Annotated in this window: 29 protein-coding genes; 17 read left to right on the forward strand and 12 right to left on the reverse strand. The window is 63.9% G+C overall.

What is annotated here, in order from left to right; genetic code table 11:
• On the forward strand, positions 1-214 hold a 214-nt coding region (locus NKJ23_RS30025; protein WP_352684247.1), incomplete at its 5' end, for a hypothetical protein.
• A 108-nt stretch (positions 215-322) separates the two neighbouring features.
• On the opposite strand, the gene secB is transcribed toward NKJ23_RS30025, so the two are convergent.
• Positions 323-823, reverse strand: coding sequence for a protein-export chaperone SecB (gene secB / locus NKJ23_RS30030; protein ID WP_023675917.1), 501 nt, complete (start codon positions 821-823; stop codon positions 323-325).
• 113 nt (positions 824-936) lie between these two features.
• Complete coding sequence (locus tag NKJ23_RS30035; RefSeq protein WP_023675916.1) at positions 937-1,428, reverse strand: FxsA family protein; 492 nt, start codon at positions 1,426-1,428, stop codon at positions 937-939.
• Between the two features lie 199 nt (positions 1,429-1,627).
• Here NKJ23_RS30035 and NKJ23_RS30040 point away from each other — a divergent pair, with 199 nt between their 5' ends.
• Genes NKJ23_RS30040 through NKJ23_RS30055 form a run of 4 tightly spaced genes read left to right on the forward strand, consistent with a single transcriptional unit; the run spans position 1,628 to position 4,420 of the window.
• On the forward strand, positions 1,628-2,335 hold the full coding sequence (locus NKJ23_RS30040; RefSeq protein WP_352684249.1) for a Tim44/TimA family putative adaptor protein: 708 nt from the start codon (positions 1,628-1,630) through the stop codon (positions 2,333-2,335).
• 23 nt (positions 2,336-2,358) lie between these two features.
• Complete coding sequence (gene mltA / locus NKJ23_RS30045) at positions 2,359-3,465, forward strand: murein transglycosylase A (protein ID WP_352684250.1); 1,107 nt, start codon at positions 2,359-2,361, stop codon at positions 3,463-3,465.
• The gene (locus tag NKJ23_RS30050; protein WP_352684252.1) at positions 3,462-3,998 is read left to right on the forward strand and encodes a Smr/MutS family protein; all 537 of its coding nucleotides are present in this window, start codon (positions 3,462-3,464) and stop codon (positions 3,996-3,998) included. The genes mltA and NKJ23_RS30050 overlap by 4 nt, the downstream gene beginning before the upstream one ends.
• A gap of 53 nt (positions 3,999-4,051) precedes the next feature.
• Positions 4,052-4,420, forward strand: coding sequence for a helix-turn-helix domain-containing protein (locus NKJ23_RS30055; RefSeq protein ID WP_352570112.1), 369 nt, complete (start codon positions 4,052-4,054; stop codon positions 4,418-4,420).
• A 9-nt stretch (positions 4,421-4,429) separates the two neighbouring features.
• Here the strand turns inward: NKJ23_RS30055 and NKJ23_RS30060 are convergent, their stop codons facing one another.
• The 3 genes from NKJ23_RS30060 to NKJ23_RS30070 all read right to left on the reverse strand — a co-directional run bounded on the left by NKJ23_RS30060 (position 4,430) and on the right by NKJ23_RS30070 (position 7,151).
• Complete coding sequence (locus tag NKJ23_RS30060) at positions 4,430-5,047, reverse strand: transglutaminase-like cysteine peptidase (RefSeq protein ID WP_352453647.1); 618 nt, start codon at positions 5,045-5,047, stop codon at positions 4,430-4,432.
• A gap of 211 nt (positions 5,048-5,258) precedes the next feature.
• Entirely contained in the window at positions 5,259-6,536 is a 1,278-nt protein-coding gene (locus tag NKJ23_RS30065) for a polyhydroxyalkanoate depolymerase (protein WP_352684254.1), read from the reverse strand.
• 255 nt (positions 6,537-6,791) lie between these two features.
• Complete coding sequence (locus tag NKJ23_RS30070) at positions 6,792-7,151, reverse strand: septal ring lytic transglycosylase RlpA family protein (RefSeq protein WP_352453649.1); 360 nt, start codon at positions 7,149-7,151, stop codon at positions 6,792-6,794.
• 305 nt (positions 7,152-7,456) lie between these two features.
• Between NKJ23_RS30070 and NKJ23_RS30075 the strand changes: the two genes are divergently transcribed.
• Complete coding sequence (locus tag NKJ23_RS30075; RefSeq protein WP_352684256.1) at positions 7,457-7,642, forward strand: hypothetical protein; 186 nt, start codon at positions 7,457-7,459, stop codon at positions 7,640-7,642.
• Positions 7,643-7,700: 58 nt separating this feature from the next.
• Here NKJ23_RS30075 and NKJ23_RS30080 read toward each other — a convergent pair whose 3' ends face one another.
• The 4 genes from NKJ23_RS30080 to tauA form a co-directional block, all read right to left on the reverse strand.
• Positions 7,701-7,889: a hypothetical protein gene (locus NKJ23_RS30080; protein ID WP_352684258.1), complete on the reverse strand. Its 189-nt coding sequence runs from the start codon at positions 7,887-7,889 to the stop codon at positions 7,701-7,703.
• A gap of 19 nt (positions 7,890-7,908) precedes the next feature.
• Positions 7,909-8,775, reverse strand: coding sequence for an ABC transporter permease subunit (locus NKJ23_RS30085; RefSeq protein ID WP_352684260.1), 867 nt, complete (start codon positions 8,773-8,775; stop codon positions 7,909-7,911).
• Positions 8,772-9,545, reverse strand: a complete 774-nt coding sequence (locus NKJ23_RS30090; RefSeq protein ID WP_352684262.1) for a taurine ABC transporter ATP-binding protein — start codon at positions 9,543-9,545, stop codon at positions 8,772-8,774. Before NKJ23_RS30090 ends, NKJ23_RS30085 begins: the two co-directional genes overlap by 4 nt.
• 108 nt (positions 9,546-9,653) lie before the next feature.
• Complete coding sequence (gene tauA / locus NKJ23_RS30095; protein WP_023675904.1) at positions 9,654-10,667, reverse strand: taurine ABC transporter substrate-binding protein; 1,014 nt, start codon at positions 10,665-10,667, stop codon at positions 9,654-9,656.
• Positions 10,668-11,019: 352 nt separating this feature from the next.
• Here tauA and NKJ23_RS30100 point away from each other — a divergent pair, with 352 nt between their 5' ends.
• The 4 genes from NKJ23_RS30100 (at position 11,020) to NKJ23_RS30115 (ending at position 13,890) form a co-directional block, all read left to right on the forward strand.
• Positions 11,020-11,211, forward strand: coding sequence for a hypothetical protein (locus tag NKJ23_RS30100; protein WP_352684264.1), 192 nt, complete (start codon positions 11,020-11,022; stop codon positions 11,209-11,211).
• A gap of 147 nt (positions 11,212-11,358) precedes the next feature.
• Positions 11,359-11,811 carry an RrF2 family transcriptional regulator gene (locus tag NKJ23_RS30105; RefSeq protein ID WP_023675902.1) on the forward strand — a complete coding sequence of 151 codons (453 nt, stop codon included), beginning with the start codon at positions 11,359-11,361 and terminating at the stop codon, positions 11,809-11,811.
• Between the two features lie 49 nt (positions 11,812-11,860).
• Positions 11,861-13,207 (forward strand): FAD/NAD(P)-binding protein, encoded by a 1,347-nt coding sequence (locus NKJ23_RS30110; protein WP_352684266.1) that lies wholly within the window; start codon positions 11,861-11,863, stop codon positions 13,205-13,207.
• A gap of 329 nt (positions 13,208-13,536) precedes the next feature.
• Entirely contained in the window at positions 13,537-13,890 is a 354-nt protein-coding gene (locus tag NKJ23_RS30115; RefSeq protein WP_352570132.1) for a winged helix-turn-helix transcriptional regulator, read from the forward strand.
• A 114-nt stretch (positions 13,891-14,004) separates the two neighbouring features.
• Here the strand turns inward: NKJ23_RS30115 and NKJ23_RS30120 are convergent, their stop codons facing one another.
• Both NKJ23_RS30120 and NKJ23_RS30125 read right to left on the reverse strand, forming a co-directional pair.
• The gene (locus NKJ23_RS30120; RefSeq protein ID WP_352684268.1) at positions 14,005-14,652 is read right to left on the reverse strand and encodes a cysteine hydrolase family protein; all 648 of its coding nucleotides are present in this window, start codon (positions 14,650-14,652) and stop codon (positions 14,005-14,007) included.
• On the reverse strand, positions 14,649-14,978 hold the full coding sequence (locus NKJ23_RS30125; protein WP_023718782.1) for a hypothetical protein: 330 nt from the start codon (positions 14,976-14,978) through the stop codon (positions 14,649-14,651). The genes NKJ23_RS30120 and NKJ23_RS30125 overlap by 4 nt, the downstream gene beginning before the upstream one ends.
• 269 nt (positions 14,979-15,247) lie before the next feature.
• On the opposite strand from NKJ23_RS30125, the gene NKJ23_RS30130 reads away from it, so the two are divergent.
• From NKJ23_RS30130 to NKJ23_RS30160, 7 genes are all read left to right on the forward strand, one after another.
• Positions 15,248-16,672, forward strand: coding sequence for a pyridoxal-phosphate dependent enzyme (locus tag NKJ23_RS30130; RefSeq protein WP_352684270.1), 1,425 nt, complete (start codon positions 15,248-15,250; stop codon positions 16,670-16,672).
• Complete coding sequence (locus tag NKJ23_RS30135; protein WP_352684272.1) at positions 16,669-17,850, forward strand: cystathionine gamma-synthase; 1,182 nt, start codon at positions 16,669-16,671, stop codon at positions 17,848-17,850. Before NKJ23_RS30130 ends, NKJ23_RS30135 begins: the two co-directional genes overlap by 4 nt.
• 283 nt (positions 17,851-18,133) lie before the next feature.
• Positions 18,134-19,111 (forward strand): GlxA family transcriptional regulator, encoded by a 978-nt coding sequence (locus tag NKJ23_RS30140; protein ID WP_352684274.1) that lies wholly within the window; start codon positions 18,134-18,136, stop codon positions 19,109-19,111.
• Between the two features lie 303 nt (positions 19,112-19,414).
• Positions 19,415-20,719, forward strand: a complete 1,305-nt coding sequence (locus NKJ23_RS30145) for a M24 family metallopeptidase (protein ID WP_352684276.1) — start codon at positions 19,415-19,417, stop codon at positions 20,717-20,719.
• Positions 20,720-20,739: 20 nt separating this feature from the next.
• Positions 20,740-21,417, forward strand: a complete 678-nt coding sequence (locus NKJ23_RS30150; protein ID WP_352684277.1) for an isochorismatase family protein — start codon at positions 20,740-20,742, stop codon at positions 21,415-21,417.
• 16 nt (positions 21,418-21,433) lie between these two features.
• Positions 21,434-22,426 carry an alpha/beta hydrolase gene (locus NKJ23_RS30155; protein WP_352684279.1) on the forward strand — a complete coding sequence of 331 codons (993 nt, stop codon included), beginning with the start codon at positions 21,434-21,436 and terminating at the stop codon, positions 22,424-22,426.
• Positions 22,427-22,744: 318 nt separating this feature from the next.
• A complete protein-coding gene (locus NKJ23_RS30160) occupies positions 22,745-24,385 on the forward strand; it encodes an ABC transporter substrate-binding protein (RefSeq protein ID WP_352684281.1) in 1,641 nt (546 codons plus the stop codon).
• A gap of 92 nt (positions 24,386-24,477) precedes the next feature.
• Here the strand turns inward: NKJ23_RS30160 and NKJ23_RS30165 are convergent, their stop codons facing one another.
• Complete coding sequence (locus NKJ23_RS30165; RefSeq protein WP_352684283.1) at positions 24,478-25,782, reverse strand: IS4 family transposase; 1,305 nt, start codon at positions 25,780-25,782, stop codon at positions 24,478-24,480.
• Positions 25,783-25,965: the final 183 nt, after the last annotated feature.

Here is a 25,965-nt window from a genome sequence, read left to right on the forward strand (position 1 = left end):
GATTGGTCATGGCACTTCCCCTTCCACGGGAATCGGTGATCGCAACGTCACCACCGTGCCATGGCCGCTCGCCCCTCAGAGCAAGTCCCGTTCTCTCTCCAAAACTTTTTGCAGAACCTTCAGCACACTATCTTGGCAGACCCAGCGTCTCGCTCATTCCTGCGGCGATGAAGGATTGGCGAAGGCTGACGTGAAGTCCGATCTCCCCCCTTGAGGGGGAGATGGCCGGCAGGCCAGAGGGGGGGGTGCTGCCCCGCCGGCGTCTCAAACAAAAAACCCGGCGCAAGGCCGGGTTTTTCCAAACGCTAGCGAGACAACCGCTTCAGCTCACCTTGACCTTGGCGGCAGCCTGGTCCTCGGCCAACTTCTGCTGGAACATCTGCGCGAAATCGATCGGGTCTAGCATCAGTGGCGGGAAGCCGCCATTGCGTGTTGCCTCGGCGATGATCTGCCGGGCGAACGGGAACAGCAGCCGCGGGCATTCGATGAACAGGATCGGCAGCATGTGCTCCTGCGGGAAGCCGCTGATGGAGAAGACGCCGCCATAGACCAGCTCGACGTTGAACAGCACTTCCTGGTCGAACGACGCTTTTGCGTTCAGCGTCAAATTGACGTCGAACTGCTTGTCCGAAAGCGGGTTGGCGTTGACGTTGACATTGATGGCGATGCCCGGAGCCTTGTCGCGGCCGCGCAACGAGTTCGGTGCGCCGGGGCTTTCGAAGGACAGGTCCTTTACATATTGTGCAAGCACGTTGAGCGAAGGCTGCGCCGCATTTCCATTACCGTTGGCTGCGCCGGTCGGCGCGTCGTCGTTGCTGGCCATAAGCTGTGGTCCTTTTGCCTGGGCAGCGTTGCTGACCGGATTGAAATTCGGGCGTTCGCTATCATGGCCGGCCCGACAAGACAAGTTTGCAAAAGACGCCGGTTGCCTTGCAGCTACTCGTCCTTGAGGCGGCGCCAGGGAGAACCCGGTCCGCGCGTATGGTCGTCGGCCCGCGAATAGTCGCCGTCGTCGAGATCGATGGTCTTGCCGCGTTGCCTTGCCCGCAAACCACTGCTGAAATCGGTTGCCAGCACGATGCGGCCTTTCAGCATCCGCCAGGCAAGATCGCGCACCGGCGGCAGGAACAGCAGAAGGCCGAAAATATCCGAGATGAAGCCGGGGATGATCAAAAGGATCGCTGCCAGCACGATCATGGCGCCATGCGCAAGCTGGCCGCTCGGATCACGCCCGGCATCCATTTCGGCACGTACCCTGGCCATGACGCCAAAACCCTGGTGTCGAAGGAGCAAGGCGCCGGCGACACTCGAGGCCAGCACCAAGCCGACTGTCGCCAGCGCGCCGACCTGGCGGCCGACAATAACGAAACCGGCTATCTCCAGCAGCGGAAGCGCGAGAATGAACAGGGGAAGCAGCGAGATACGCAAATCTTGACCGATCGTTTTCGATGTTTTGCCGGCCGGCGAGCAATCGCCGCTGGCACCAGAGCTGTTAGATAGGTATGGCTGCCTTTGATTTGAATGATTGCGCCATGCGTTCTATATGCTCTGGATACTGAACGCTATGTGATCGCGGCCCTTGCTTGGCCGCTGGTCCGGCCAAAGCAGGGATTGATTGGCGCAAGATATGGGCTTCTTCGACTTCGGCACGATTTTCTTTCTGATTGCGGCGGTGGTGATCTTCTTCCAACTGCGCAACGTGCTTGGCCGACGCACGGGCAACGAGCGCCCACCCTTCGATCCATATACGGCAGCGCGCAAAAACGACAAGGATGCCACCCAGAAACCCGAGAACGTGGTTTCGCTGCCGCGCAAGCGGCTGGCGGGAGAGCCGGCGGCCGATGCCTATGTGGCGATCGATGCCTTTGTCAAGCCGGACACCGATCTCAACCGGGGCCTGCGGGCGATCAAGGACAATGATCCGACCTTCGACCCGAAGACCTTCGTCGACGGCGCCAAGATGGCTTATGAGATGATCGTCATGGCCTACGCCGATGGCGACCGCAAAACCTTGAAGAACCTTTTGTCGCGCGAGGTCTATGACGGCTTCGTCGCGGCCATCGGCGACCGTGAGGCGAAAGCCGAAAAGATCCAGTCCTCCTTCGTCGGCATCGAAAAGGCCGACATCGTTTCGGCCGAGATGAAGGGCAGCGAGGCGCACATCACGCTGCGCATCGTCAGCGAACTGATTTCGGCGACCCGCGACAAGGCCGGCGCCGTCATCGACGGCGATCCCGAAACCGTCGCCGAGGTCAAAGATGTCTGGACCTTCGCTCGTGACGCGCGCTCGCGCGATCCGAACTGGAAGCTCGTCGCCACCGAAGAAGAAGACTGAACTGGACGGCGGCGGAGGCTGTCGTGTCGCTTTCTCGAGCCTTCAGCGAAAAATCCTTTGGCGAATTGCCGGGCTGGGGCGAGGACGACCATCTCCCTGCCTTTGAGGCCTTTCGCCGGTCGGCCTTTCATGTCCTGACCAAACCCTACCGCTCCGGCGCGCTCGGCGTCGATTACAATGGCTTTGCCGACGCCTATGCCGAAGCGCGCACCGTTTCGCCGGCGAGTCGGTTGCAGGCCCGAAGCTTTTTCGAGCGCCATTTCGTTCCGGCCCGTATCGATGCCGAAGATGGTGGTCCCGGCCTGGTCACCGGCTTTTATGAGCCGGAGGTCGACGCCTCGCCGGTACGCACGGAGCAGTTTCCGGTGCCATTGCTGGCCCGCCCGGCCGATCTTGTCGACATCGACGACGGCAATCGTCCTTCAGGCTTGGATCCTTATCTCGCCTTTGCTCGTGCGGCGCCGAACGGCCCGGTCGAATATTTCGACCGCGGCGAGATCGAATGCGGCGCGCTTGCCGGAAAAGGGCTGGAAATCGCCTGGCTCGCCGATAAGGTCGACGCCTTCTTCATCCACGTGCAGGGCGCGGCGCGGCTCAAGATGACCGACGGCAGGCTTCGCCGCATCACCTATGCCGCCAAATCCGGCCAGCGCTTTACCGGACCGGGCAAGATCTTGAGCGAGGAAGGCGAGATCCCGCTGGAGAAAGTGACGATGCAGTCGATCCGTGCCTGGTTCAAGGCACATCCGGAACGCGTCGACGAGATCCTTTGGCGCAACCGCTCCTACATCTTCTTCCGCGAGATGGGCGTCGACGACCCAGAGCTCGGCCCGATCGCTGCCGCCAAGGTGGCGCTGACACCCGGCCGCTCGATCGCCGTCGACCGGCTGCTGCACACGTTCGGCACGCCCTTCCATATCGATGCACCGTCGCTGACCGTCTTCGACGGAAAACCGTTCCGGCGGCTGATGATCGCGCAGGACACCGGCTCGGCGATCACCGGGCCGGCTCGCGGTGATCTGTTTGCCGGGTCGGGCGATGCGGCCGGCGAGATCGCCGGCGTTATCCGCAACGCCGCCGATTTTTATGCGTTGATCCCCCGGCCGCTGGTTTCAGGAGCAGGCCGATGACCCGGCGCATCGACAGGCTGAGTGAGGACGACCGGGTTCTATGGAACCTGGTGGCGCGCACGGCAAAACCGCTGAAGGGCAAAGCCGCCGTCGAAATTCCAGACATCGGGCCGGAGATCGACGAGGCCAGGCACGCGCCGCCGCCGGCACAGGTCGCGGGCAATGCTGCCACGGCCGCAAAGCCGAAGGCGCAGCATGTCTCCCACGCACTCGACGAACCGACGCTGGACAAGCTGTCGAAGGGCCGGCTGCCGATCGAAGGCCGCGTCGACCTGCATGGCCTGACCCAGGACGAAGCCTATTCGCTGCTGTTTTCCTTCCTGTGCCGGGCGCATGCCGGCGGCATCCGCTACGTCCTTGTGATCACCGGCAAGGGTTCCTCGTCGGGCGGCGATGGCGTCTTGCGGCGCGCCGTGCCGTCATGGCTGTCGACACCCGCCTTCCGGCCCCTCGTCTCCAGCCACGACCATGCCGCCCGCAAACATGGCGGCTCGGGTGCGCTCTACATCCGCTTGCGGCGGGCTCGCTCATGAGGACACGCCCATGAGGGACGCACCTATGAGGATGCACCCATGAAGGTGCGCTTGTGACCCCATTCGGCGAAAAGCTTCGCGTGCTGAGAAACGAGCGCGGCGTCAGCCAGAAGGACATGGCCAAGGCGATCGGCGTCAGCGCGGCCTATCTCTCGGCGCTCGAACACGGCCGCCGCGGTGCGCCGAGCTGGACGCTGATCCAGAAGATCATCGGCTATTTCAACATCATTTGGGACGAGGCCGAGGAACTGGCGCGGTTGGCCGAAACCTCGCATCCGCGCGTCAAGCTCGACACGTCGGGTCTTAGCCCTGCGGCGACCGAGCTTGCCAATCTCCTGGCCGACAACATCGAAAAGCTCGACGAAGCCGAGCTTCGCCGCATCATTGCGTCGATCCGCGCCGCGCTGGCACAGCCGAAATGAGTTGCCTTGTTACTGGACCGAGCCGACCAGCACCTGCTGGCCGCCGCGGATCGAGACCCAGCGGCCGGTATTGTCGATCGCCTGTCGCTTGAGGAAACGATAGCCGGTCTGGTCCCAGGAACGGACCTGGTCGGTCAGATTGTCGAGGATGTAGTCGCCCTTGTCGGTGCGCACCGTCAGCACAGCGTGGCCTTCGCCATCCGGCTTGCGCACGACGGTCATCAGCAGATCGGCAAACGAGACGCCCAGCCGGTTCAGCTCACGGCGCTTTTCCAGGACATAGTCCTCGCAATCGCCAACGCCCTTGTCGGGATAGGCCCAGACCTCATCCTTGCCGTAGATGTCGAAGTCGCTCTCCGGCTTGACGGCCGCGTTGACCTTTGCCGTGACGCTGAGCAGCTTGCGCCACAGCGAGCCTGTCAGGCTGGCGGGCGACAGATCCTTCGGGCGGATCGAGCATTCGGACGCGTAGCTCTTGCAGAAATCATAATGGCCGATCGGCTGCGAGGTCGGGCCACCTGTTATCATCGGGCTGGCTGCCGAGGCCGAACCGGCCCAACCTGCCGCCACAGTAAGTCCAGCCAGCGCGCACAGGCGCAGCGTTCTCGCCATTGGTGAGGAAATCATTGTCCCCGCTTGTCCCTTGTTGTTAACGAAACGTTAAGGGGTATTTACAGTCCGTGTCAATTATGAGGATGGATTGATTTTTGCGGCATGGTTACCCGCGTGGCGCCAACGCGACTATTGTGCAACAGGTCGACGGCCGCACGGCCCCGCCAACCGATGATTTTGGCATTGACCGACCTGATGCGGATTGACGGGCATCATCACTGGTTGCCTATTTCTTGCCGGTCCTGACCAGCTTGGGCTTCACCGCAACCCGATTCTGACGGCCGTAGCTGGTAATGAAATCGACGATGCGCGGCACGATTTCGGAGCGGAAGCGCGAGCCGTTGAACACACCATAGTGGCCGACCGCCGGCTGCATGTAATGGGCGTGCCTGTCGGCCGGGATGTTGATGCACAGGTCGTGCGCAGCCTTGGTCTGGCCAAGGCCGGAAATGTCGTCGTTCTCGCCCTCGACCGTGAACAGGGCGACATTGCGGATCGCCGAAGGGTCGACCGCCACGCCGCGATGCGTCATTTTGCCCTTGGGCAAGGCCTGGCGGACAAACACGGTGTCGACGGTCTGCAGGTAGAATTCCGCCGTCAGATCCATCACCGCCAGATATTCGTCGTAGAACTCGCGGTGCTTCTCGGCATTGTCGCCGTCATGCTTCACCAGGTGCATGAAGAAGTCCTTGTGGGCGATGATGTGGCGGTCGAGGTTCATGCTCATGAATCCCGAAAGCTGCAGGAAGCCGGGATAGACCTCGCGGCCGAAGCCCGGCACCGGCCAGGGCGCGCGCATGATGACGTTGTCGCGGAACCAGTCGATGCCCTTTTCCTGCGCCAGCAGATTGACCGCCGTCGGATTGCGGCGCGTGTCGATCGGCCCGCCCATCAGCGTCATCGTCGAGGGCACGAACGGATCACCCTTGGCTTCCATCAGTGCCGCCGCCGCCAGCACCGGCACCGAAGGCTGGCACACCGCCATCACATGGGTGTCGGGGCCCAGCGCATGCAGCATGTCGACGATGTAGTCGATATAGTCGTCAAGATCGAAGCTGCCGTCGGCCAGCGGCACCATGCGGGCGTCGACCCAGTCGGTGATATGCACGTCGGCATAGGGCAGCATCGCCTCTACCGTGCCGCGCAGCAGCGTCGCGTAGTGGCCCGACATCGGCGCGACGATCAACAGCTTCGGATCCGGCCGGCGCCCGGCCGGAACCGCCCGTTCGAAACGAACCAGGTTGCAGAACGGCCGCGACCAGACCGTGCGTTCGCTGACCTCGACGGTTTTCCAGTCGACCACGGTTTTGGTCAGGCCGAATTGCGGCTTGCTGTAGCGGCGCGTCGTGCGCTCGAACAGTTCGGCCGTTGCCGCAACCGAGCGGCCCCAGGACGTGTGTGAAACCGGATTGAGCGGATTGGAGTAGAACAGGCGCATCGCATCGGCATAGAGGCGCGCCGGCTGCAAGGCGGCGTGGTTCAGTTCGTAGAGCTGGTAGAACATCGAGAACCCCGCTGCCGACTGCGATCGAAGGGCCGACGAGCAGCGCCGAGCCTTGAATGCCTTGCAGGGAAGTTAGCAACAATCTGCTGCGATGCAATACGTCAACTTGCGTGATTTATGCTCGTTCTTTCGTCCAAGGCGTTGAGAATCCGCCTAGAACGGCAACAGCCGGCTCAATGTGCACCTGCGAAGGCCTGGCAAGCAGCACGGCTATTGGGGACGAGCGTCGGAGGCGGTGTCCGGCCGTGGCGGCCGTTAGACCCGTGCCATGCAGACAGCGGTGTGACCCGAGCTGATGAAGCCAAGCTGGCTGGCGGCGCCCTTCGACAGATCGAGCATCCGGCCCCTGATAAACGGGCCGCGGTCGTTGATACGCACGACGACGCTGCGGCCATTGTTGCGGTTGGTCACCTTCAGCTTGGTGCCGAACGGCAGGCTGCGATGCGCTGCGGTCAGCGCCGACGGGTTCATGCGTTCGCCGGAAGCGGTTCTGGAATGCAGTGAGTACCAGGAGGCACGGCCGCACTGCGCGGCGGCGCTGGCACTGGATGCGCCGACCATCAGGCCAGCCGCGATAGTGGCCGCGACAAGCGCGGTCCGGTTGCTTTTGTTCATGTGTTGGGGACTGGCTCCGTTGACAGACCCGCAGCGGTTAGGGGCGAATGAGGCAGCAAATGCGGCAATGATCTGTCGGTTCCATGACAATGTTACACGTTTGGAGTCGGTGCGAAACAATTTGTCAGAGAGTTTCCGCAGCACGACACAGCTTCTTTGATGATCTTTGCACCGATCTCCGCATGTCTTGCGCAGGATCAGAGGTTAGCATCTAAGTAGAAGTTGGCGTGACCGAACCGCTTCTTTTAGCTGTTCCATTCCGGCCGGAACGCGGCTGACGATCGACTTGGAAAGGAGTTTCAGCAATGAGATTGATCAAAAATCTGCTGGCCTTGATTGTGCTCGCCACCGGCGTGCTGTGGTCATTGCAAGGCATCGGCCTTATCGGTGGCAGCTTCATGACCGGCCAGTCGCAATGGCTCTATGTCGGCATCGTGACGGTGCTGGTCGGCCTGGTCGGCCTGGCCTGGGCAAACCGCTCGCGTGGTTGAGCACGCGTCCATGCTCAAGCTCCCTTCAGAGCAGCGCACAGCGGACCCTGGCAGTCGGTCACCGCGACCAGTACTGCCAGCCCCAGTAGAAACTTTCGTCGCGCGGCGGCAGGCGGTTGCGCTCCGCGTCCAGATGCACCGGCGTCGGCGTTTTGCGTTCGCCGTCAGGCGGCTGTTTGTCTCCGGCCTTGATCCGGCGGAGCCAATGGCCGAAATGCGCAAACAGTACAGCGGTGGAATGGGGCATCGTCACGTCTCCGGTCCGGTTACTCCCGCCCCGCCCACGGGACGAGCACCCGCTCGATCCTGCGGATGATGAATTCGAGGACGAAGGCAATGGCCGCGATCACCAGTATGCCCATCACCACCACGTCGGTGACGAGGAACTGGGCCGCGGACTGGATCATGAATCCGAGCCCGCGTGTCGCTGCCACCAGCTCGGCGGCAACCAGCGTCGACCAGCCGGCGCCAAGCGCGATGCGCAGACCGGTCAGGATCGAGGGCAGCGCGCTGGGCAGGATCACGTGCCTGATCACTTGGCGCTGCGTGGCGCCAAGTGAGCGCGCTGCATTGATGCGCTCCTTCGAGACGCCGCGAACACCCGATGCCGTCGACAGCGCGACCGGCGCCAGCATGGCAATGGCAATCACCAGGATCTTGGACGGCTCGCCAATGCCGAACCAGATAATGATCAGCGGCAGATAGGCGAGCGGCGGGATCGGCCGCAGGAACTCGAGCAGCGGATCGAAGATGCCGCGCCCGATCGTGCTGATGCCGATAGCCAGCCCGATGGGAACGCCGATGACAAGGGCGATGATCAACGCCGCAAACACCCGCCACACGCTGGCGGCGATATGCTGGAGCAGCGTCGCGTCGACAAAGCCGTCACGGGCGACGACGGCAAATTTGTTCCAGACTGCCACGGGCGACGGCAGGAAAACCGGCGACACCAATTGCAGGCGGGCCGATACCGTCCACGCCGCCAGCATCATCAGAATGGTGATCGCGCTAACCACGCGGGCCGAAACGCGGCTGCGTCTCGGCCGCGGCCGCGACCATGGCACCGACAGCGCGTCGGCTCCGTCGTCGACCTTGGAGCGCTGCGGCCGCTCGGTATAGGAGGTAACGGTCATGCTGCCTCCCCTTCGAAGATCGCGTCGGTCAACTCGCCGCGCGCCGCGGCGAAGGCGGGATCGGCCTTGATGCTGCGAATGGCCTCGCCGGCTGCATAGCGCCGGCTGAAGCCGGTCTCGAAGCTCCACACCACCCGGCCAGGGCCGGGAGCGAGCACAATGATACGGGTTGCCAGCACCAGGGCTTCCTCGATGCCGTGCGTGACCATCAGCACGCCGACCTGGCTTGCCGTCCACAGATCGAGCAGCGTTGTCTGCATGCGTTCGCGTGTCAGCGCATCGAGCGCGCCCAGCGGCTCGTCGAGCAGCAGGAATTGCGGCTCGGCCGCCAGCGCCCGGGCCAGGCCGACCCGCTGGCGCATGCCGCCGGAAAGCTCCCAGATGCGCTTATCGCCGGCGCCGTCGAGCTTCACCAGCGCCAGAAGCTTGTCGGCGCGCCGCGCCCGTTCAGCCGCCCTGACACCGCGCAGCCTGAGCGCAAAGGCGACATTTTCCCGCGCGGTCAGCCACGGAAACAGCGCGTCGTTCTGGAACACGACGGCGCGCTCAGAGCTTGGCGCCGTGATCAGCCTGCCGCCAATCGTGGCGCGTCCGCGCACAGGCTCGACCAAGCCCGCAGCGACGTTGAGCAACGAGGTCTTGCCGCAGCCGGAGCGGCCGACCAGGACAACGAAGTCGTCCTTGGCGATTTCAATCAACACATTTTCGACCGCCGGCGCCGGCTGACCGTCATAGTGGACCGAGACCTTGTCGAGCACGAGATGCGTCATGGGAACCTCGCCGATATTCCGAATCTGTCTGCCCCGAAGCCGCTCCTCGCAAGCGGTTCGGGGCAGGGAGCACGCGGCGTCAGGGAAGGAGAACCGCGCGCGTTGGCGTCAGTTCGAGGCAAGCGCTTCGCTGACATATTTCGACGACACGTATTTCGAATAATCCGGCAGCACGGCGTCAATCTTGCCCTGCTCCTTGAGGAAGGCCGATGTCGCCTCGACCGCCTTGACCGTGCCGCCACCGAGGAACTTGTCCGAGGCTTGCTCCTCGAGCGTCGGGAAGACATAGCCCCTCAATAGTTGCGGCACGTCCTCCAGCTTGGCCCCGGTGATCGTGGCGATCTTCGCCGCTTGCGGCGACGTCACCGACCAGACGTCCGGCTTGGCCAGGAACTCGGCATAGGCCGCGCCCGTCACTTTGACGAAGTCGCGCACCGCTTCCGGGTTCCTTTCGGCGAAGTCGGTGCGCACGATCCAGGCGTCGAAGGTCGGCGCGCCCCAGGCGGCGACCTGCGAGGAATCCAGCACGACCTTGCCCGAAGTCTTGATCTGGCCGAGTGCCGGATCCCAGACATAGGCGGCGTCGATGTCGCCGCGCGCCCATGCCGCCGCGATCTCCGGCGGCCGCAGATTGAGAATATCGACCGACTTCGGGTCGACACCCTCATGCTTCAGCGCGGCAAGCAGGCTGTAATGCGTCGTCGAAACGAAGGGCACCGCCACCTTCTTGCCGGCAAGGTCGGCGGCCTTCTCGATGCCGGCGCCGTTGCGGGCGACAAGGGCTTCGGATTCGCCGATCAGCCCGACAATGAAGATTGTCTGGATGGGAAGCTCGTGGCTCGCCGCCGCCGCCAGCGGGCTCGAGCCGACATAACCGATGTCGACCGAACCGGAAGCGATCGCCGCGATCACGTCGGCGCCGGAATCGAATTTCCGCCAGTCGATTGTCGCCTTGGTCGCGCTCTCATAGGCGCCGTCGGCCTGCGGCACCTTCGAGGGTTCGACGACCGTCTGGTAGCCGATAGTGATCTTGAGGTCCTGCGCATCGGCTGGGCCGAGAAAGGCCGCACCAGCCAAGGCCGCCGAGGACAAGAGAACGATACGTCGCGAAATGGTGGACATGAAAGGCTCCTTGGAAAACGAGAAAAACCCGGATTGCGTTTCATAGTCACCTAACTCTATCGTTCTTGTAGAGTTAAATCCTTCCAATCGGTTCGGTCTTGTTAGAAAAAGTCATCTGGCTATGGCAGTTGCACATTCGCACGCTTCTGGGTGACGGGACGGCCCGGGTGAGAACCATCGTCCTTGCCCGGGGAACCTCTTCCACGTCGTCCATGCGCGCACCAAGGATTTTCCCGTTTTCGCCCCTGCATCGGCAAACCATGCTGCGAGTAGCCAAGAAATTGGAAACAAGTTCCCTGTGTTCGCGGTTAAGTCTAGTATCCTTATCGACATTGAAGGATTGGAGAGGACGATGAGCGACGCCACCCTCCTTGTTGCCGCGCGCGGCATGCTTTGGCCTTCAAATTCAGGGGCAGAAACTGCTGTCGGTATTCTCGCCGATGGGGACATTCCTGCCGCCCGCCAGTTTGGCGGTACGCCATTGGCGGCGGCTTCTGTGCTTCCAAGAGCACAAGCCCCGGCCAAAATGGCCATTGCGGCGTGAAAACGAAGCAAAATCAACGTTTCTCGGCTTGTATATCATGTCACTAGAATTTATCTGTAGTGACAGCTTGGACGCGGCGGGGAGGCACGCCAGGCGTTTCGCAACCGGTGGCCTTGCGCCATCGCATGACAGAGAAACGTTCGGGTTATGCTCACGAAAAAAGGTAAATACGGCCTCAAGGCGCTCGTCCATCTGGCGCGCCTGCCGGTTGGACAGCTCGCCTTCGTCAACGACATCGCCACAGGAAACAATATTCCGAAGAAGTTCCTCGATGCCATCCTTGGCGAATTGCGCAATGCCGGTTTCGTTCAGAGCCGCAAGGGCAAGGAGGGCGGCTACCGGCTGGCACGCCCGGCGGACGAGATCAAGGTCGGCCACGTCGTGCGGGTGCTCGACGGACCGCTTGCCCCCATTCCTTGCGCCAGCCGCACCCAGTATCAGCGCTGCGAAGACTGCAACGAGGCGACATGCCAAGTCCGACACCTGATGCTGGAGGTCCGGCAGGCCATCGCCGAGGTGCTGGACCAGCGCAGCCTCGCCGAAATGCGCGACATCGCCGGCGACGAGGATTTTTCGGCGGCGTTGAAAATCCAAGCCTGAACCAATCTCTCCTGAGCCGGCGACGATCGCCAGGACAGCTGGTGTGCGCATGACCGTGCGCGCTACGCCAAGTTCGATCATCATTGTCGGTGGCGGTGCCAGCGGCGTCGTGCTTGCCGCGCATCTGCTGAAGTCGCCCAATCCCGATCTACGTGTCAGCTTGATCGAAAAACGACCTCATTTTGGGCAAGGCATGGCCTATTCAACGCTGCTGTCGGCGCATGTGCTGAATGTCAGCGCGTCGGGCATGAGCGCCTATGCCGACGATCCCGGCAATTTCTCGCGCTGGCTGCTTGAACGCGGCCTGGCAACGCCGGAACAGGCGCCGGTCTATGCGCCGCGCAGCGTCTACGCCCGCTATCTCAAGGAGTTGCTCGACGAGCTCGAGGCGCGTGAGCAGCAGACGGGCCGGCTGCGCCTGATCCGCGAGGAGAGCCTGTCGATCTCGCCGACCGCGTCAGGTGTCGAAGTGGCGCTGGCCAACGGCACCAGCGTGGTTGCGCATCTTGCCGTGCTCGCCACCGGCCACGACGAAGAGCCGGGGGCGGGGCAGGGGCATGCGATCAGGATGGGATCCGAGGCGGACACTGCGCTCGACCCCGAAGCCCGAGTCCTGGTGCTGGGCACGGGCTTGAGCATGGTCGATGCCTTCCTGTCGCTCGAGCAGCGCGGCCACCGCGGCGCGATCGTCGCGGTGTCTCGGCGCGGCCTGCTGCCTTCGCCGCATCGCAAGGGCAATCCGATCAAGCTCGACGTTGCCGACATTCCGCTCGGCACCCAGCTTTCCTATTTCGTCGGCTGGTTCCGCGACCTGATCCGGGAAAACCAGAAGGCCGGCATCGACTGGCGCGACGTCGTCGACGGTCTGAGACCCTTCAACCAGAAGATCTGGCAGAACTGGCCGTCCTCGGCCAAGCGCCGCTTCGTCGAGCACACCAAGGCCTGGTGGGACATCCACCGCCATCGCATGGCGCCGGAAGTCTACGCCCGCGTTGCCGAGGCGGTGCAAGCGGGCCGCATCCGCCTTGTCGCCGGGCGCGTCGTCGAGATCGCCGCCGGCGACGGTTTCAGCGTACAGGTCCAGTCGCGCCACACGCAGCACCTCGAAAGGTTCGACTTTGCTCGCATCTATGATTGCACAGGCATCGCCAGGGACATCTCGACCACCTCGAACAGCGTGGTGCGGTCGCTGGTCGAGCGTGGGCTGGCACGGCCGGATCCGCTGCGCCTCGGCCTCGACGTGACCGCGAACTGCGAGGTCATCGCCGGCGACGGCACGGTATCCGCCAAGATCCTCGCCGTCGGGCCACTGACGCGCGGCACCTTCTTCGAAATCGACGCCATTCCCGATATTCGCGTGCAGTGCGCGCGGCTGAGCAAGCGCTTGCTCGGATGAGGCTCCCTTCGTCTTGACGCAATTCGGATGCAAGACCGCCGCCGTTGGGTGAAAAGACCTCGACGGCATAACCGCGTTCGCTGAAGACGAACCAGGGGTGCGGGAGCTCGCTCCACCAGAGCCGACCGGCCAGCCCGTGGTGGTCGAGACAGCCAGGCGATGACGCCACACGTTTCGGCTGTCTCGCATTGACCGGATTGGTGTCGCGCACGCTCGTCTTCGTTCTCCTCCATGGATTTTGTAGTCGGCGAGGCCGTGAGCCGCGACTCTGGCCAGATGGCCGGGCAAATTCTGCTTTCGTGGTCACCGTGCCTTGCCTACCATGGCGCATGACCCAACGCGGAAGACTCTACGGCTGTCCGGTCGAGTTCGCGCTCGACGCGCTCGGCGGCAAATGGAAGACGGTGATCCTGGCGCGCATCAAGGAACAGCCGATGCGCTATTCCGACCTGCGCCGGCTGATCCCCTCGCTCTCGGACAAGATGCTGACGCAGCGCCTGGCCGAGCTTGTCGAGATCGGCTTCGTCACGCTCGAGACGTCGCCCGACGGCAAGGGGCGCTACGCCTTGACCGGTCGCGGCGGTGATCTCGCCGCCGCGCTCCAGGCGCTCTACGACTGGGGCAGCGTGCATGGCCGCGCCGAGGGTGTGCGCTTTCGCACCGACAGCGCAGCCACCACCTAGAGCGGTTCCGGGAAAAGCGCGGAGCGGTTTTCCGTCCGCAATGTGTGAAGACAAAGCGATGGAGCGGTTCGGCGTTGCCGTGAAACGGTGGGTCGCGCGGCAAGCCGATTGCCCTCAACCCGCGCCGGCAAGCGCGCTGCAGAAGCTTGCGACGTCGGTGACGACGGCTTCGCCGAGGAAGCGTAGCGTCGCCATCGAGCGGTCGCGCGCTTCGCGGTTGCCGAAGCCACAGGCGTCCTCGATTACCATGGCGACAAAGCCATTGTCGGTCGCCTGGCGAACGGTCGGCTCGATGCCGATCTCTATGGCGATGCCAGCGAGCGCTATCGTGCGCACGCCGCAATCGCGCAAGGCAAAGCCGAGCGCGGTGGAATCGAAGGCCGACATCGTGAGCTTGTCGAACACCGCCTCGTCATCGCGGGGTTCCAGCTCGGGCACGATCCGCGTCGCTTCGGCGTCGCGCGGGAACCACGGCTCGACCGTGTCGGGGCTGTCGCGCCGCTGCCAGGCCATGGCGGTGCGCAGCTGCGTCGCGCCCATCCATTTGCGCGGCAGCGACAGATGGCGCGTGAACGCCACCCGCATTCCGGCCCTGCGCGCCGCTTCCAGCACCGTGCCGGTACACTCGACGATGGTCGCGGCGCCGGCCACCTGGCGACAGATGCCGACCTGCATGTCGTAGACCACCAGCGCCGTGCGGCGCGGATCGCACCACTCAGCCAGGCTGGCCGGGATTTCGATCCCGTCGCTCGCCCGGATCATGCCGCCGTCCGGTCCCATGGCTTGGCGATATCGACCGTCGGATCGAACAGGAATTCAAGCGGCAATGGCGCGTCGAAGGCGATGAAGTGCCATTCCAGCAGCCCGGCCTTGGACAGCGGGAAGTCCTCAGTGTAGCGCCGCGCTTCCGCGACGCTGTCGAGCTCGAAGACGATGATGACGCCGCCAATATCGCCGCGCGCATAATTCTCGCGCACGATCCCCGCCTTCCAGAGCCGCCAGACATTCGACACTTCGTCGCGCAGATAAGGCCGCAAATCGTCGAGCGTGACGCCGGGCTTGAAATTGTCATAGGCAAGAATCTTCATCGGCCATTCCTTGCATTGCTGTTCGCCCAACGCCGGGTAGCATGGCGGAATCGGCGGCGGCAACGAACGAGATGGTGCGTTTAGTCCCAGGCAGGTTCTGCAAATCTTTTGCCCTGCCTGCAGGCCGGCGAAGCTTTCTCGAAATTCCATTCCCCTGCTGGCGGCCGGATTGGCACGATCTATCTTCTTTCCAACTGCAAACGGCTGGAAAAGACGGTAGGTTGCCGTCTTCCAGGGCGGTTGCTCATTCTGGCAACGGAGCATCTGACATGAGCAAGCACAAGATCGTGGCACCGGACGATGCATCGTCCCGCCTGCGCCCGCCCTATGCCTCGGTTCTCGACCTGATCGGGCAGACACCGGTCGTCGAGCTGACCAAATTCGACATCGGCAAGTGCCGGCTGTTCATCAAGCTCGAAAGCCAGAATCCCGGCGGCTCGATCAAGGACCGCATAGCGCTGTCGATGATTGCCGCCGCCGAAAAACAGGGCAGACTGAAGCGCGGCGGCACCATCGTGGAGGCGACTGCCGGCAATACCGGTCTTGGCCTCGCCCAGGTAGGCATCCCCAAGGGCTACCGCATCATCCTCGTCGTGCCCGACAAGATGTCGCGCGAAAAAATCCAGCATCTGCGGGCGCTCGGCGCGGAAGTGCGCATGACGCGTTCCGATGTCGGCAAGGGCCATGCCGAATATTATCAGGACATGGCCGAAAAGATCGCCGCCGAGTTGCCCGGCGCCTTCTACGCCAACCAGTTTGCCAACCCGGCCAATCCGCTGGCCCACGAAACCACGACCGGGCCGGAAATCTTTCAACAGCTCGGAGGCGATGTCGATGCGGTGGTCGTCGGCGTCGGCTCCGGCGGCACGCTGACCGGGCTCGGCCGTTATTTTGCGAAAGTCTCGCCGAAGACCGAGATGATTTTGGCCGATCCGGTCGGCTCGGTGCTGGCACCGTTGATCAAGACCGGCAAGATGGTAGAGGCCGGAAGCTGGACCGTCGAAGGCATCGGCGAGGATTTCGTGCCGCCCAATGCCGATCTGTCGCTGGTCAGGAAGGCCTATTCCATCCCCGACAAGCAGAGCATGCTTGCGGTGCGCGACCTGCTTTCGAAGGAAGGCATTCTCGCCGGCTCGTCGTCCGGTACGCTGCTTTCGGCAGCGCTTCGCTATTGCCGCGAGCAGACGGTGCCGAAGCGCGTCGTCACCTTCGTCTGCGACAGCGGCAACAAGTACCTGTCGAAAGTCTTCGACGATTTCTGGCTGGTCGAGCAGGGCCTGGCCGAGCAGGAGCAGCATGGCGATCTGCGCGACCTGGTCATGCGCACGCTCCGCACCGGCGATGTCGTGTCCGTCGGCCCGGACGAAAGCCTGCTCAACGCCTATGGCCTCATGCGCCGATCGGATGTCTCGCAGCTGCCGGTGCTGGACGAGGGCAAGCTCGTCGGCATCATCGACGAAAGCGATATCCTCGCCAAGGTCGAAGGCCCCTATGACAGCCGCTGGGACCGCTTCAAGGCCCCGGTCAGTACGGCTATGACCTCTACCCTGCACACGCTGCAAGCCAGCCAGACGCTGGACGCGTTGCTGCCGGTCTTCGATCGCAACGAGGTCGCCATCGTCTTCGACGGCGACGAATTCATCGGCCTGATAACACGCATCGACCTGATCAACCATCTGAGGCGCGCCCGATGACCGTCAAAGCCACCGTATCGGGCAAAAACCGCCTCGCCTTTTCGACGCGCACCATCCATGGCGGCCAGAGCCACGACCCGACGACGGGCGCGGTGATGGTACCGATCTATGCCACGTCGACCTACGGTCAGCAGAGCCCGGGCGTGCACAAGGGCTTTGAATATGCCCGCAGCCAGAACCCGACCCGCTTCGCCTTCGAGCGCGCGGTGGCCGACCTCGAAAGCGGCACAGCCGCCTTCGCCTTCGCTTCGGGGCTGGCGGCGATCGCAACCATTTTCGAATTGCTCGATTCAGGCGCGCATATCGTCGCGACCGACGACATCTATGGCGGCACGTTCCGGCTGCTGGAACGGGTGCGCAAGCGCTCGGCCAATTTGCAGGTCGACTTCGTCGACTTCACCGACCTTGCCGCGGTCGAGGCGGCGATCCGCCCGGAAACCAAAATGCTCTGGGTCGAGACGCCGACCAACCCGCTGCTGCGTGTCGTCGACCTCGAAGGCGTCGCAGCACTTGCCAGGCGCAAAGGCGTGCTCTCAGTCGCCGACAACACTTTCTGCAGCCCCTATCTGCAGCGGCCGCTGGAGCTCGGCATCGACATCGTGGTCCATTCGACGACGAAATACCTCAACGGCCATTCCGACATGGTCGGCGGCGTCGCCGTGGTCGGCGACAACAAGGATCTCGCCGACCGGCTGAAATTCCTGCAGAACGCCATCGGCGCCATTTCAGGGCCGTTCGACAGTTTCCTGGCGCTGCGCGGCTTGAAGACGCTGGCGCTGAGGATGGAGCGTCATTCGTCGAACGGCCAGAAGATCGCGCACTGGCTGGAAAGCCGTCCCGACATCCGCCGTGTCATCTATCCCGGCCTGCCCAGCCACCCGCAGCACGCCATCGCCAGGCGGCAGATGCACGCCTTCGGCGGCATGATCACGGTCGAGCTCGACCGCGACCTCGCCGGCACCAAACGCTTCCTCGAACATACGCAACTGTTCACGCTGGCCGAAAGCCTCGGCGGCGTCGAAAGCCTGATCGAGCACCCGGCGCTGATGACGCACGGCTCGATCCCGGCGAAAAAACGCGCCGAGATCGGGATTTCGGATTCGCTGGTAAGGCTGTCGGCCGGGATCGAGGACGGCGATGATCTGATTGCGGATCTGGATCGGGCGCTGGCCAGTTGAGCCGGATAGCGAGACGTCGGCGGGACGGCGCCCCCTCTGCCCCTACCGGGAATCTCCCCACGAGGGGGGAGATTGGCCATTATCTTGCGCTTTCGCCAATCTCCAACGCTGAAACGGACGGGACGGCGAAGGGGAGACGTCCGGCAGGACAGAGGGGGGTGTGAGGGATCGCCGACAAGCGGCAATTGTTCTGCGTCGCACCCCCAAGCTTGCACGCTATTCCGTTGACCCAGGGCGCATCTGCCTGAATTGTAGCGTCCCGATCCTTTTGGCTCCATAAGCTATGAACAACCGACAACGCAACCAACCGACGGCAAGCGACACCCCCCTAACCTTTGCCATCCTGGTCTTCCCAGGCTTTCCGATGATGGCGTTCAGCTCGGTGATCGAGCCGCTCCGCGCCGCCAACGTGCTGGCCAAGCGGGACTGCTATCGCTGGATCATCGTCGGCGCCGCCGAAGGCCCGGTGGAGGCCTCGAACGGCGTCGTCATCCAGCCCGGCTTTGCCGCCCATGACGCGCCGAAGGTCGATCGCGTCGTCGTCTGCTCGGGCGGCGATGCCGATCATCTCGTCGCGCACGATGCGGTGAGCTGGATCCGCAGGAGCCTGCGCGACGGCGCCCATATCGGTGCGGTGGCGGATGCCGCCTTCTTCCTGGCTCGGGCCGGCCTGCTCGACGGTCATGCCTGCACCTTGCACTGGACCAGCCAGGCTGCCTTCACCGAAGCGTTTCCGGATATCGAGCTGAGGCGCGATCTCTATGTCATCGACCGCAAGCGCTTCACTTCGGCCGGTGGCGTCGGCAGCCTCGACATGATGCTGGAGATCATCACCAGCGATTATGGCGCCGAACTGGCCGCCGGCGTCGCCGAATGGTTCGTGCACAGCCCGCTGCGCTCCAGCGTCGACCGCAAGCTGATGCCGCTCAGGCTGCGGACCGGCGTGCAGAACGAACTGGTGCTGTCGGCCATCGCCATCATGGAGGATGCGGTGGAGGAGCGGCTCGGCATGGCGGAACTGGCGGGGCGACTTGGTGTCTCCTCCGATAAGCTCGAACGCAATTTCCGCTCCGAACTCAGTATCTCGCCCAACGGCTATTACCGCCGCCTGCGGCTGAAGCGTGCCGCCGACCTCTTGGCGCATTCGACGCTGATGGTGCGCGACGTCGCGCTGGCCTGCGGTTTCGCCTCGATGTCGAGCTTTGCGCGGGCGTTCCGGGAGGAGCATGGCCATGCGCCGAAGGTGATGCGGAGGCATTAGGTATTTCGGATGTTGGCGGGACAGCGCCCCTCTCTGCCCTGCCGGGCATCTCCCCCACAAAGGGCCACAAAGGGGGGAGATTGGCCGTCGCCTCCGCTTTCGCCAATTGCCAACATCGCGAGAGTAGCTCCATCGGCGAAGCTGCCGATCTCCCCCCTCGTGGGGGAGATGTCCGGCAGGACAGAGAGGGGCGCGAAGGATCGCCGGCGCGTCGGGGCTGCGGCATCCGGCACAACATATGCGGCATCTCGCACAGCCTCTGAACGACGTATGGCTCATCTTCCCCGCTTCCAGGAGGCACCCATGAGCATCGTCGTTTTTGACCCCGACAGCACCGAGGATGTCGACTTCAAGGATCGCATGCGCCATCCGGCGGCGGCGGATCCGGCCGGCGGCATGTGGCTGTCGGACACCGAGCCGTCCTTCATCGACGCCGACGCGCTGCGCAAGGGCCGGCTGGCCAGGCTGCGCGCCTGGATGCGCGAGGCCGGCTATGGCGGCGTCGTTTTGTTCGACCCCTACAACCAGCGCTACGCCACCGGCTCGCGCAACATGTTCGGCTATTTCCTGCGCAACTCGACGCGCTACTTCTTCGTCCCCACCGAAGGGCCGATCGTGTTGTTCGAATATCCGCAGAGCTACCATGTCTCGATGGTGCTCGACACGATCGACGAGGCGCGTCCGTCCAAGCTGGTCTGGTCATCGGTGTCAGGCCGCGACGACGAGACCGCCGGCCCGTTCGCCGATGAGATCGCCGAATTGCTCAAGGCGCATGGCGGCGGCTCGATGAAGCTCGGCCTTGACCGCTGCAGCCATCTGCAGGCACTGGCGCTGGAAAAGCGCGGCTGCGAGGTGCGGGATTGCCAGGGCGAGATTTTGGCGGTGCGCGCGGTCAAGACGCCCGAGGAAGTAAAATGCCTGCAGGTGTCGATGGCTGGTGCCGAGGCTGCGGTCTATGCGGTGCGCGAGGCGATCAAGCCTGGCGTTTCCGAAAACGAGCTGTTCGCCATCATGTATGGTGAGGTGATCCGGCAAGGCGGCGAGTTCGTCGAGACCCGGCTGCTGACCTCGGGCCAGCGCACCAATCCGTGGTTCAACGAGGCGAGCGGCCGCAAGATCAGGCCGGGCGAACTCTTGGCGCTCGATACCGACACGATCGGCTGCTACGGCTATTATTCGGATTTCTCGCGCACCTTCCGCTGCGGCCCGGGCAGGCCGACCGATTACCAGAAGTCGCTCTACAAGATGGCGCACGACCAGGTTCAGCACAATATCGGGGTCGTCAAACCGGGCATGGCGTTTCGCGAGATTGCCGAAAAGGCCTGGAAGATACCGGACCGCTTCGTCGACCAGCGTTATACCTCGGTCATGCACGGCGTCGGCATGCATGGCGAAACGCCGTTCATAGCGCACGCCATGGACTACGAGACCTATGGCCGAGACGGGGTCATCGTGCCCGGCATGGTGGTCAGCGTCGAAAGCTATATCGGCGAGAAGGGCGGCCGCGAGGGCGTCAAGCTGGAAGACGAGATCCTGATCACCGAGACCGGCACCGAGCTCCTGTCGCGCTTCCCCTATGAGGATGTTTTCCTTGACAGGCATGTTTGAGTGTTGACAGGCAGTGTTGCATGAAAAGCCCGATCTCGATCAAGCGCGGCAAGGTGGCGGCGGTGTTCATCGATCTCCAGGAGGAGCATCGGCGGGACAAGCGCTATCTGGTCGAAGGCTATGGCGACATCCTCGCCAACGTCCAGCGGCTGCAGGAGGCGGCGCGGGCCAACAATGTGCCCCTTTACCACTGGGCCTATATCGTCGATCTCGCCACGGCGCGGCCGCTCCACCCGGTCGAGGCCAGCGGCAAGTCGGCGTTTTCCGACAAGGACGATCCGCTGACTGCGATCTGCGCGGAAGTGGGCCCGGCGACAGGCGAGATGATGCTGGTCAAGACCGATGCCAGCGCCTTCCGCGCGGGGCCTGCCGCCGAGCGGCTGAAGGCCGACGGCATCGAGTGGCTGGTCGTTGCCGGCGTCTGGACCGAGGCCTGCATCGATGCCACCGTCAAGGATGCGGTGGCGCTCGGGTTTCGAGTGCTGCTGGTCAAGGATGCCTGCGGCAGCGGCAGCACGGCGATGCACCAGACGGCCATCCTCAACCTTGCCAACCGGCTCTATGGCGGTGCCGTCACCACCACCGACGGCGCCTGCCGGCTGCTGGCAGGCGAGACGGTTGAAGCCTGGCAGGTCGAGGGCTCGGTGCCGCTGCGCTTCAGCTATGAAAATGCTGCCCGGCTCTACGCCGAGCTCTGAGCGGGATCGCGCAGCGATGATCACCGAGGCCGAGCGACCCGGAACGAGAGGGCGCGGAAAATACCAAACGCTGCTCGATCCGGAGCTGTGGGCCTATATCGATCGGGTCAACGAGTGGTATCCGCCCGAAATCGTCTACATGCCGATCGACAGGCAGCGGGCGGTCTATGATGCCATGTGCCGGATGTTTCGCGAGCCCTACCCACCCGGCGTCAAGGCCAGCGACAGCGCGGTTCCTTCCGGCGACCGTGCGATCCCGGTCCGGCGTTACCAGATGGCGGGCACGGCGCCGCAGGCGATGGTTGTCTATTATCACGGCGGCGGCTTCGTCCTTGGCGGGCTCGACAGCCATGACGACATCTGCGCCGAGATATGCGCCGGCACCGGCTTTGCCGTGCTGTCCGCCGATTACCGGCTGGCGCCCGAGCATCTGCATCCGGCCGCCTTCGACGATGCGCTGGCCGTATTCGAATGGGCCGCGGCAACGGCCGGCCTGCCGATCGTGCTCTGCGGCGAAAGCGCCGGCGGCAACCTGGCCGCAGCAGTGGCGCAGGCGACACGCCGCCATCCTCGCCATGCGATCGGCCAGGTGCTGATCTATCCCGAGTTGGGCGGCCCGGAACCAGTTGGCAAAGAGAGCGCCGGCTCCTATGTCAAGCACGCCGAAGCGCCGCTGCTGACGTTGCGCGACATCGAGTTCTATCGCGAGATCCGGTCGGCGAAGGGACAGTCGCAGGACGACCCGACCTTTTCGCCGCTCAGCGACACCGACTTCTCCGGGCTGCCGCCGACGGTCATCGTCACCGCGCAATGCGACCCGCTGTCCTCGGAAGGCGAGGCCTATCGCGACCGCATCCTGGCCGCCGGCGGTCGCGCCTGGTGGCATGAGGAGCCGCGCCTCGTGCATAGCTTTCTACGCGCCCGCAAGACCGTGCCGCGAGCCGGCGAAGCCTTCGGGCGCATCATTGCGGCCATCGCCGCGCTCGGCAAAGGCGACTGGCCTTACTGAGGTTGCGAAGGCCCCCTCATCCGGCCGCTTCGCGTCCACCTTCTCCCCGCTGGGGAGAAGAGCCTGGCATCAACGCAGGCGACCTCCTCTCCCCCGGGGGAGAGGTCGGATTGCCCGAATTGCCCTTCGCAATTCGGTTGGCAATCCGGGTGAGGGGACCTTCCGCTTGCGGAACAGCGCACAAGAACTGCGGAAGTCCGAACACTCCCCCACGGGAGCTCGCCCTATCATCCCCGAGGCAATGGCGCTCCGGCGATCGCATCCGTCCCCCGCGTTTGGCGATCGGCAGAGGTGCCCAACAACAGGGGAATGACGACAATGAAGTTCATGCTGACCGATCGAAAACTGCATCCGCAGGCCGGGCCCGTCGCCGATGGCTTCAAGAACGGCCAGATGAACCGGCGCGAATATCTCGCTACCATGGCTGCGCTCGGCGTCAGCGCTGCCGGCGCGCTGGCGCTTGGCGGGCTTGCGCCGTCACCGGCCAGGGCCGAGGAGGCGAAGCGCGGCGGCGTCTTGCGCGTTGCCATGAACGTCAAGGGCTGGAAGGATCCGCGCACCTTCGACGGCGTCGAGATGTCCAACGTCGCCCGCCAGTGCAACGAATATTTGGTGCGCTGGAAGCGCGACTTCACCTTCGAGCCATGGCTGCTCGAGAGCTGGGAAACCAGCGACGACGCCCGCGTGCTGACGCTGCATGTCCGCAAGGGCATCACCTGGTCGAACGGCGACACCTTCAACGCCGACGACGTGATCCACAATCTGACGCGCTGGTGCGATGCGTCCGTCGCCGGCAATTCGGTCGCCGCGCGCATGGGCGCACTGGTCAACGCCGATACCAAGAAGCCCGTCGACGGCGGCATCGAGCGCGTCGACGACGTCACCGTGCGGCTCAATTTGCCAAAGCCCGACATTTCGCTGATCGCCGGCATGGCCGACTACCCGGCGCTGATCATGCACCGCAGCTATGAAGGCGACGGCGATCCGCTGAAGGCATTGGCGATCACCACCGGGCCTTGCGAACTCGTGGCATGGGACGCCGAGGTCGGCGCCGAAGTCCGCCGCAAAGACAAGCCATGGTGGAAGGGCGAGTTCTACCTCGACGGCATCAAATGGGTGGACTACGGCTCCGACCCCAATGCGATGCTGTCGGCCTTCGAATCGGGCGAGATCGACACCGACCACGAAACCGCCTCCGACACGGTTGCGCAGACCGACTCCATGGGCCTGAGCAATTCGGAAATCGCCACCGGCTCGACCATCGTCGCGCGGTTCAATATCGGCAATCCGCCCTATGACGACATCAAGGTGCGCCGCGCCGCCCAGCTCGCCGTCGACAACGCCGCCGTGCTGAAGATCGGCATGGACAACCGCGGCAAGCCTGCCGAGAACCATCATGTCGGGCCGATGCATCCCGAATATGCCGATATCGGCCCGGCCGTCCGCAACATTGATCAAGCCAAGGCCCTGCTCGCCGAGGCCGGCAAGGCCGACCACGAATACGAACTCATCTCGGTCGACGTCGACTGGCAGAAGAGCACCGGCGACGCCATCGCCGCGCAGATGCGCGAGGCCGGGCTGAAGATCAAGCGCACCGTGCTGCCGGCCGCGACCTTCTGGAACGACTGGAGCAAATATCCTTTCTCCTGCACGGAGTGGCTCGGCCGGCCGCTCGGCGTCCAGGTGCTGGCGCTCGCTTATAAGTCTGGCGCCGCATGGAACGAGAGCGCCTACGCCGATCCGGAATTCGACAGTCTGCTCGACAAGGCGCTGGCGATGCCCGATCCCGGCGCCCGCAAGGAGCTCATGGCCAAGATCGAACAGAATCTCCGCGATTCCGGCATCATCATCCAGCCCTACTGGCGCTCGGTCTACCGCACCTACCGCAAGGGCGTGCATGGCTGCGAGCAGCACCAGTCGCTCGAGCAGCATTTCGAGAAGGTTTGGCTCGAGGCGTAGCCTTGCAGAGGACCAATTGTCGGGGCCAGCGCCGCTCCTTCTTCCTTCTCCCCTTGTGGGCTAGCGTGCGCACACATCTGATTTGGCGGGGATTAGTTTGGATTTGCAAGAGCGAAGCCCTCGGCGATGGCGTGGAAGCGTTTTAGCCCATTGGAGAAGGTGACGGGGCCTGGCGGCCGCTCCTTTGCGTAGCCGTTCCATCCGCCGAGCCGGGCGATGCACCAGGCGGTCCAGGCGAGCGTGTGTTGCGGATGCGGGTTGTTCTGCTTTTGGGTTTTGCCTTCGAGTCTGGCAATCAGCGCCTCCAGCACGGTGATCTCGGCGGGGCTGAAGAGGCGAGCGGCCTTGAAGGTGCGGCCGGCGGCATCGCGCCCGTGCACGAGTTGCATGACCCTGACGGCGACGATCAGCGCGGTCGCGGCCAGCCGTTCGAGTGCCTCACCATCGGCAAGCAGGCTTTCCTCCAGATCGATGGCCTGCGACTTCACGGTTCGGAACAGCTGTTCGACGGTCCAGCGCAACCGGTAGAGATCGACCATGCGGCAAGCGTCGGCGAGCGTTTTGACCGTGTGAGTGGTCAACAGTCGCCAGATCACCGCCTCCTTGGGCGAAGGCGGATCGATCTCGCGCACTTCGACGATGTTGAGCGTGATCTCGCGCGGATCGCGGCGGTCGGCACCAAGGTGCGGCTGGCGCAAGGCGACCTCGGCGAAGCGGACGGCCAGTTGCACCTTGCGCGTCAGTCGGCCGGGACGCGCCTGCAGCTCGAAGGCGATCCGGCCGGCTTCCGGCGTTTTGGCGATCTCGCCGAACAGACGGCCGCCCTGCTCACCCAGAGCCCGGTCGCGCACGGCGCGGATGAGCACATGCGTGCGCTCGTCAGGCAGCCTTGCCAGTACTTCGTAGATGTCGGCCTCGCGGTCGCCGATCACGGTAGCCAGCGGCGTGTCGGTCAGCGCCTGGCGGGCCGCCTTGGCGGTGGCGATCCATTTGTAGCTTTCCTTGGCTTCGATCGGCAGGGCTTGGTAGTCGTGCGCCTTCTGCCCCCGGCGCCGCCAGATCGTGGCAGCCGCAAGCCCCAGCACGGAACCGTCGGCGGCATCCACGGCCAGCGCCGGGTGGACGAACAGCCCGACATCCTTGCCGTTGCCGACACGCCCGAGGCCGCGCTTGCGCGAGGCCTTGGCCTCATAGTTGATCTCGCTGCTGTCCTCGATGATCAGCACATGGCGGCCGGCCGCCGCCTCGCCCGTTCGCGCCGCTGCCGTGCGCACGATCTCCTGCACCGTCACCTGGGGATTGCGAAACAGCCGCGTGAACGCAACTTGTTCCGCGCGCGTATCGGCCAGCCTGCGCAGGCCCACGCTGACGCGCGTGCACATGCGATCCAGCACCATGCTCCCCTTTTTTGCAGGCGCAGGTCGCCGAAGTATCCAAGTAGCGGTGCCACCGTCGAAACCTCCCGAATCAACAATGGCAGCTACAGAATCACACATGATTCCAATCCCGCAAGCCAAACCTGCTACCCGACCAAAACTCCCTTGACACCTCTCCGAAGCAGATGTGTGCGCACGCTAGCC

It is taken from the genome of Mesorhizobium sp. M0184, assembly GCF_040322215.1.
GTDB lineage: Bacteria > Pseudomonadota > Alphaproteobacteria > Rhizobiales > Rhizobiaceae > Mesorhizobium.

Coding starts and splice junctions, on each gene's coding strand:
- NKJ23_RS30120 (WP_352684268.1), bottom strand. CDS start 14,652: ATGATCCGGGCGAGCGACGGGATCGAAATCCCGGCCAGCCTGGCTGAG.
- NKJ23_RS30065 (WP_352684254.1), bottom strand. CDS start 6,536: ATGTTCTACCAGCTCTACGAACTGAACCACGCCGCCTTGCAGCCGGCG.
- NKJ23_RS30145 (WP_352684276.1), top strand. CDS start 19,415: ATGAGCATCGTCGTTTTTGACCCCGACAGCACCGAGGATGTCGACTTC.
- tauA (WP_023675904.1), bottom strand. CDS start 10,667: ATGTCCACCATTTCGCGACGTATCGTTCTCTTGTCCTCGGCGGCCTTG.
- NKJ23_RS30165 (WP_352684283.1), bottom strand. CDS start 25,782: ATGGTGCTGGATCGCATGTGCACGCGCGTCAGCGTGGGCCTGCGCAGG.
- NKJ23_RS30060 (WP_352453647.1), bottom strand. CDS start 5,047: ATGATTTCCTCACCAATGGCGAGAACGCTGCGCCTGTGCGCGCTGGCT.
- NKJ23_RS30070 (WP_352453649.1), bottom strand. CDS start 7,151: ATGAACAAAAGCAACCGGACCGCGCTTGTCGCGGCCACTATCGCGGCT.
- NKJ23_RS30105 (WP_023675902.1), top strand. CDS start 11,359: ATGCTCACGAAAAAAGGTAAATACGGCCTCAAGGCGCTCGTCCATCTG.
- NKJ23_RS30150 (WP_352684277.1), top strand. CDS start 20,740: ATGAAAAGCCCGATCTCGATCAAGCGCGGCAAGGTGGCGGCGGTGTTC.
- NKJ23_RS30115 (WP_352570132.1), top strand. CDS start 13,537: ATGACCCAACGCGGAAGACTCTACGGCTGTCCGGTCGAGTTCGCGCTC.
- NKJ23_RS30040 (WP_352684249.1), top strand. CDS start 1,628: ATGGGCTTCTTCGACTTCGGCACGATTTTCTTTCTGATTGCGGCGGTG.
- NKJ23_RS30075 (WP_352684256.1), top strand. CDS start 7,457: ATGAGATTGATCAAAAATCTGCTGGCCTTGATTGTGCTCGCCACCGGC.
- NKJ23_RS30130 (WP_352684270.1), top strand. CDS start 15,248: ATGAGCAAGCACAAGATCGTGGCACCGGACGATGCATCGTCCCGCCTG.
- NKJ23_RS30100 (WP_352684264.1), top strand. CDS start 11,020: ATGAGCGACGCCACCCTCCTTGTTGCCGCGCGCGGCATGCTTTGGCCT.
- NKJ23_RS30140 (WP_352684274.1), top strand. CDS start 18,134: ATGAACAACCGACAACGCAACCAACCGACGGCAAGCGACACCCCCCTA.
- NKJ23_RS30160 (WP_352684281.1), top strand. CDS start 22,745: ATGAAGTTCATGCTGACCGATCGAAAACTGCATCCGCAGGCCGGGCCC.
- NKJ23_RS30050 (WP_352684252.1), top strand. CDS start 3,462: ATGACCCGGCGCATCGACAGGCTGAGTGAGGACGACCGGGTTCTATGG.
- NKJ23_RS30090 (WP_352684262.1), bottom strand. CDS start 9,545: ATGACGCATCTCGTGCTCGACAAGGTCTCGGTCCACTATGACGGTCAG.
- NKJ23_RS30110 (WP_352684266.1), top strand. CDS start 11,861: ATGACCGTGCGCGCTACGCCAAGTTCGATCATCATTGTCGGTGGCGGT.
- NKJ23_RS30080 (WP_352684258.1), bottom strand. CDS start 7,889: ATGCCCCATTCCACCGCTGTACTGTTTGCGCATTTCGGCCATTGGCTC.
- NKJ23_RS30155 (WP_352684279.1), top strand. CDS start 21,434: ATGATCACCGAGGCCGAGCGACCCGGAACGAGAGGGCGCGGAAAATAC.
- NKJ23_RS30085 (WP_352684260.1), bottom strand. CDS start 8,775: ATGACCGTTACCTCCTATACCGAGCGGCCGCAGCGCTCCAAGGTCGAC.
- NKJ23_RS30135 (WP_352684272.1), top strand. CDS start 16,669: ATGACCGTCAAAGCCACCGTATCGGGCAAAAACCGCCTCGCCTTTTCG.
- NKJ23_RS30125 (WP_023718782.1), bottom strand. CDS start 14,978: ATGAAGATTCTTGCCTATGACAATTTCAAGCCCGGCGTCACGCTCGAC.
- secB (WP_023675917.1), bottom strand. CDS start 823: ATGGCCAGCAACGACGACGCGCCGACCGGCGCAGCCAACGGTAATGGA.